Here is a 6,050-nt window from a genome sequence, read left to right on the forward strand (position 1 = left end):
AAAATAAACACTAAGTCTTTGCAGCATTGCCGCGCACGCGTGTCATGTCGGAAAATGGCGCGAAATTCATTCTTTTGAGATATTTTAAAAGACATTGATCCCCTTCTTCAAGGGGATGACGTCTTTTTGCAGTGTCGTCTTCTTTGAAGAGGTGCAGATTTTTTTTGCATTGATATCAGAAATAATATTTCGGTGATGACAATATTTTTGGAAACATTTTATCGTTACGAATGGATTGGTTGGTTGAAATTTCAAAATTAGGAGGAAATTTGTTGTGAAATGTTTTTTTTCGTGTGTGTTCATCTTGTTTGCCATTGTCACATTCCCTTTTTCTTCAACAGCGTTCATGGGTTACGGCGGATGCATGGATAAATGCGACGGAGATCCTCAATGCATAAAGGACTGTCGTGAAATGTATAAAAGCGAAAAAGACGCCCATGAAGAATACAAGAATGATTTCAGAGAATGCTTTAATTCCTGCTATGATCTTCGTGGAAAGGAAAAAGAAGATTGTCTCGAAAAATGCAGGGGTGATTATAAGTTTGGAAGGGATTTGCCAAAAAAATAGACCCTCATGCCAAAGTATCGCTGTTCCTATATGTCATGTTCTTGAGAAAGGGGATTGGCAAAAAAATACGGTGGCAAGTTGGCCTGCCCACGAAAGGAGGGTCAGCGATATGTTCGGATATCAAATCCGCAAAATACAAAGGGAGAGTAGGGCAATGCACTTTTTGAAAAACAAAATTTTCTGGATTACTCTGGCGGTTTTGCTTTTTTTCGTGTCTCAGGCAAGTGCTTGGATTGTGCATGCCAAATGGGAGTGCTGCGGAGCAAACCCTAAAGAACGAGTCAAGGTTCGATGCAATTCAGGTGTTGTCCCGACCTTTGTGAAGGTCAATGAAAAGTGGTACTTCAAAAAAGAAGGTGGTCCTGATGGTGCAGGCACGGCCTACCCCTCTTTGGACGCAGCTGCCAAGGATTTTTGCAAAGAGTGATTTCTGAAGAATCAGGGCGGTTTTTTATGACAATGCAGGAGAGCGAATAATCTCCTGCATTTTTTTTAACACACGATAGCAGGGAAAACAGGAAATTGCGTCAGAGACCTGTTACTTATCGTCAATCAAAAGATCGACAATGTCATGATATCCAGGAACTGGATCGCTTTTGGCCACTATCTCGACAACCCGTGCAAGACCCGATGCATACGCCGATTTGCCAAGCACCTTCGTTTCCAATCGAATCGAGACTTCAGGATTTTTGATCACGATCTCATGGTATGCATGTCGATCCAAAAATGAAGAGGGGATCTGAAGAACCTCGTTTTGCTCTTTCGGATCCCTGACGGATCGAATCCGGCTCTCGGGTACGCCCAGGGATTTGGCAAGATGGACGGCGGTGCCGGGCCTGGTGCTTTTCGATGCCTGGTGGGATTCGGTGATTTCGATGTCCTGGCCCTGGAAATATTTGGCCGACTGTTTGACCATGGCCATGAAGGAGAGCATCTGCATGTTCACGTTGGGGCAGATGACCACCGGGAACGAGATCGTGGCGGGGAAGCGTGATTCGCCGGTGGACAGGTCGAGCAAGGTGAAAGCGGTGGCGGCGCAGAATTCGATGACATCGCTGAGTTCACGTCCTGAACCGGCGTGCACCACCATGTATCGATCGCTTTTTGGAGTGTTCTGGCCAGTCCACGGAATCACGCGAGAGATTGCCGAACCGTTCAGGCCATTCAAGAGTTCGGTCGCCAGTTTTCCGTGGCCAACGATGATAATCGTAAACTTTTCCATACCTTCCTTTCCTTGTCGTTGCGCTTGGGCGCCCCAGGCCCATGAATCCATGTTCAGTTCGCTACATGATTGGCAGTGCTCACGGCAAGCGCTTATTTTGTCCTATATCCTTGTATCCATGAATGTTTTTCTTGCTTGTCAAAGGGACCGGGAAGTGCGCGGCATGCAATGTCACGATTTGCATGCCGCAAGAATGCTCGCGACAGACAGTCGCCTCAATCCAGCCACGTTCGCCAGCCCCCAAAAAAAAACCATCCGAATCCGGATGGCCTGGCCGCTGCCTGATAGCTGCCTGATAGCTGCCTTGTCGCTGCCTTGCCTCTGCCTGGCCGCTGCCTTGTCGCTGCCTTGTCGCTGCCTTGCCTCTGCCTTGTCGCTGCCTTGTCGCTGCCTTGTCGCTGCCTTGTCGCTGCCTTGTCGCTGCCTTGTCGCTACCTTGCCTCTTCCTGGCATCAGCCCTGGAGTATCTGGCCCGCGACACGGAGCATCTCGCGGATGTCCATGGGTTTGGCCACATAGGCGTTCATGCCGACGTCCAGGAAGAGCTCCCTGTCTCCGGCCATGGCGCAAGCCGTCAACGCGATGACGGGAATGTTCCTGACCATCTCCCCGGCCTCTCCCCGGCGGATGCGCATGGTGGCCTCGATGCCGTCCATGTCCGGCATCTGCACATCCATGATCACAAGATCAAAGGGGTGGCCGCGCAGGGTGTCCAGGGCTTCCTGACCGCCACGGACATGAACCACTTCGCCTCCGTGGCGACCGAGCAAGGCCTGCTGGGCCAGGGCGCTGACCTGATCATCTTCCACCAGCAGAATGCGCCTTCCCGAAAGATTGGTGGCTTCCAGGCCATCGGCGTCGCCTGGGTGATCAAGGGTCGAATCCATCGCAAAAGACAGGGAAAAGGCAAAGGCCGTGCCCTTGCCCGCCTCGCTGATCACGGACATGCTCCCGCCCATGAGTTCCACCAGGCGTTTGCAGATGGAGAGGCCGAGTCCGACACCCTTGCGGCTGCGGACATATCCATCACTGATTTGGATGAACGGGTCAAAAAGGCTCTTGAGTTCATCGTCGGGTATGCCGATGCCCGTGTCCGATACCTCGAAAAAGATCCGAACCGTTTCCGGAACGACGGCGGGCAGTCTGAAAGCCTGTACGGATACGCTGCCCGAGGAGGTGAACTTGCAGGCGTTATCCACAAAATTGTTGAGGATCTGCTGCAAGCGAAACGCATCCCCGATGATGCGGCAAGGCAGGGCCGGATCCAGGGTGAATTCCAGCGTCACTTTGCTGTCCTCAAGAAAAGGCGCGAACAGTTCGCGAACTTGGACAAAGACACTCTCAAGGCTCATCGGTGACGCCTGAATGGCGAGCTTGCCTGCCTCGATGCGGGAAAAATCCATGATGTCCGAGAGCAGCCGAACTAGGCGGTCGCAGGATCTGACGGCCATGTCCACGAAAGAATCCTGGTCCTCGCTGAGTTCCGTGGTCTGCAAAAGCTGAAGCATGCCCATGATCCCGTTTATTGGCGTGCGGATCTCATGACTCATGCTGGCCAGAAAGCCGGACTTGACCCTGCTGGCCTCCTCGGCCAGTTCCTTGGCTTTCTTGAGGGCCTCTTCGGAACGCCAGCGCTCGGTGATGTCCTCGGCCGAGCAGACCACATATTCCACCATTCCGTCGGAACGGAGTTTGGGTGATTTGAGGATTGATACAAGCCTTTGGTCACCCGAAAAATGCGGCAGCCACTCCTCGGTGCGGACCGGACGTCCCGAAAAAAAGACCTGCTCGTTTCCCTGTCGGCAGATATCTGCCACATCGGCGGGGTAGATTTCGTAAAGATCCCTGTAGGCCATGTCTTTAATGGCGAATCCGCCAAAGGCGGCATGAGCCCCGTTGACCGCGCCATAGGTTTGCTCGTCGGTCAGATACCAGACCTGCGTCTGGATGTTCTCAAGCAGGATGCGCTGCTCCTCGGCGGCCTTTTTCAGGAGGGTTTGGGCCTGCATGCGCGCGGAGATGTCCATGGCGATGCGGATCCGGGCCGGACGACCGTCAAACCAGGACACGGACCTGTCGAAATACAGATTCCATTTTCCGGTCTGAGCATCGAGGGCCTCCCAGGAGAGCGTTTTGTCTCCGGAATCATCCCTGACTGTGCGCAACCCTTCCGTTTCGCCATGCTGATGCCGGAAGTGGTAGGGGTCCGTGCCGAATTTTGCTGAACTCTCCCGCATGGAAGCGTTCATGAACAGAATTTCGTCCGTGGCGACATCCCAGACACAGATGTCGGCCGGGATGCTGTCGAGAATGGCGCGCAGGGCGACGTTGCCCGCCTCCAGTTCCTTTTCCATTCTTTTTTGAACGGTAACGTCCCTGGCCGACCCCACGGTTCCGATCATGGCCCCGGTTTCGTCGAAGAGCGGGGCCTTGCGCACGTCGAGAAACAGAAATTTTCCGGCGATATTGCCATATTCATCGAACTGTTGCGCACACGCCGAATCGATGGTGATCTGATCCGTGTCGCGACAGATTTCTCCGAAACTGTGCCAGTCGGGATTGTCTGGATGCCGGGCACGTTCCCGCTGCGCGAAGAAAAGGTCCGTCTTGCCGATGGGCTCGCTGGTATCGCATGCACCCAGCAGCGTCTCGCAAACAGCCTTGTTTGCAAAAATATACTTTTTTTCCAGATCCTTGGCCCAGATCATGTCCGGCACATTGTCGCAGATGAGGCGCAGCATCGTGTCGAGCTGCCGGCTCTTGCGCTCAAGGGCCTTGCGGGTTTCGATCTCGTTCTTCTGCTGCGTGATGTCCGTGGCCACCCCGTGCATGACGAGCCCATCGCCCTCATCCGTCATGACCGCCTTGTCGTGAAACCACATCACCCTTCCGGCCTCGTCCAGGACGCGATACTCGACGTCGAGAACGCCTGATCGCGAAGCCTGTTCCATCGCCGTCTGGTAGATGGCGGTGTCTTCAGGATGGATGCGATCGGTCCAGAACCCTTCCGCCGTATCCGCCGCCTCGGGATTGTACCCCAGGACAGCGCGGGCCTGGGGTGAGCAATAATGCGTCGTGGAACCTTCGAAACTTCGGGAATAGACGATGACCGGAATGGTTTGAACCAGCCGGCTCAGATTCGTGTGAGCCTGCTTGACCGCGCGTTCAGCATCCTGACGCAGTTCCAACTCTCGCTTGGCGTTGGATACCGCGCTGGTCAGGGCCGCCGTCCGGTCACGAATGGTGTCGTTGAGTTCCTGCTGGGTGTAGTGGAAGATGCGGCGCGTTTCGAGCCAATCCGTCATGTCCCAGAATATGATGTATGCCGTTTCCGCGAGGTCGTCGCCGCCGTTCAGAATTTCCGCCACCGCCTGCACTCTGCGCTGCACGCCATCCTTACGAGTCACCGCGAAGATTATGGAGTCCGGGACGTCGCCTTCCAGCACCTGCGCGAAAAAAGCCCGGAATGCCGCTGCCTCATCCGTAGTGAGATGCTTGCAGAATTGGGTCAAGGAGGGAACCCGCACGGACGCATGGCCGAGCATTCTACACAGGGATTTGGACCAGATGTTTTTCCCGCCGGGACCGGAGAGCATCCACAGCCCGCAGGTTGAAAAGGGCCGGACGCCTCCGTCGTTTTCAGGAAACGAATGGGCGTTGATCATGACCGGATCATTGCCGTTACCGTTGCCAAGGAAAAAGCTTGCGATATGCGTGTCCAGGGCACTGGCAGCCTTGGACAAAAAATCAAGCGATGGATTGCATTGCCCGCGTTCGATCTGACCCAGATGCTGCTTCGTAACGCCGATGACCTCGGAAAGACTTTCCTGAGTCAGATTGCGTAGCTGGCGATAGAGTCTAAGCCTCCCGCCGACGTCGTTACGATCCATACCTACCTCCTGAAATTCAAAACATGCGACAAAACCTGAAAACCGTTCAGTCTTTTCTTCGTGGGCGCAGATGGTCAGTTCAGGTTTTTCGTCCAGGAAGCTAGCTCATAGGCTAAAAAAATTAAACAATGCTCCATCTTGTTTTAGTTGCATGACCAGTATTTCCGGCAAATTTATTAATAATAGAAGCCAAGCTTTTGTTTAAAAAAGAAAATTTGTCATACAAAAAACAATTTTGAATTTTTAAAAACTGCAATGTCATACAGGAATATTTACTCGACTTTCGGGGTTGTTAGTAAAGTCGTCGAAACAGAAATCTATTGGGAATAATTGAATATTTTGATTGAGGGGATCCTCCTTCTGTAGTAGT

The 6,050-nt window shown here is 53.1% G+C and carries 3 protein-coding genes; 1 reads left to right on the forward strand and 2 read right to left on the reverse strand.

The genetic code is table 11. The features are described from left to right. Positions 1 to 437 precede the first annotated feature (437 nt). Positions 438 to 995, forward strand: coding sequence for a hypothetical protein (locus H4684_RS14780; protein ID WP_192624340.1), 558 nt, complete (start codon positions 438 to 440; stop codon positions 993 to 995). A gap of 111 nt (positions 996 to 1,106) precedes the next feature. On the opposite strand, the gene H4684_RS14785 is transcribed toward H4684_RS14780, so the two are convergent. Both H4684_RS14785 and H4684_RS14790 read right to left on the reverse strand, forming a co-directional pair. Then, the gene (locus H4684_RS14785) at positions 1,107 to 1,790 is read right to left on the reverse strand and encodes a dihydrodipicolinate reductase C-terminal domain-containing protein (protein WP_192624341.1); all 684 of its coding nucleotides are present in this window, start codon (positions 1,788 to 1,790) and stop codon (positions 1,107 to 1,109) included. A gap of 452 nt (positions 1,791 to 2,242) precedes the next feature. Continuing rightward, entirely contained in the window at positions 2,243 to 5,680 is a 3,438-nt protein-coding gene (locus H4684_RS14790) for a PAS domain S-box protein (RefSeq protein WP_192624342.1), read from the reverse strand. Between the last annotated feature and the right edge of the window lie 370 nt (positions 5,681 to 6,050).

Source organism: Desulfomicrobium macestii (genome assembly GCF_014873765.1).
Classification (GTDB): Bacteria; Desulfobacterota; Desulfovibrionia; order Desulfovibrionales; family Desulfomicrobiaceae; genus Desulfomicrobium; species Desulfomicrobium macestii.

Coding starts and splice junctions, on each gene's coding strand:
- H4684_RS14785 (WP_192624341.1), bottom strand. CDS start 1,790: ATGGAAAAGTTTACGATTATCATCGTTGGCCACGGAAAACTGGCGACC.
- H4684_RS14790 (WP_192624342.1), bottom strand. CDS start 5,680: ATGGATCGTAACGACGTCGGCGGGAGGCTTAGACTCTATCGCCAGCTA.
- H4684_RS14780 (WP_192624340.1), top strand. CDS start 438: ATGAAGAATACAAGAATGATTTCAGAGAATGCTTTAATTCCTGCTATG.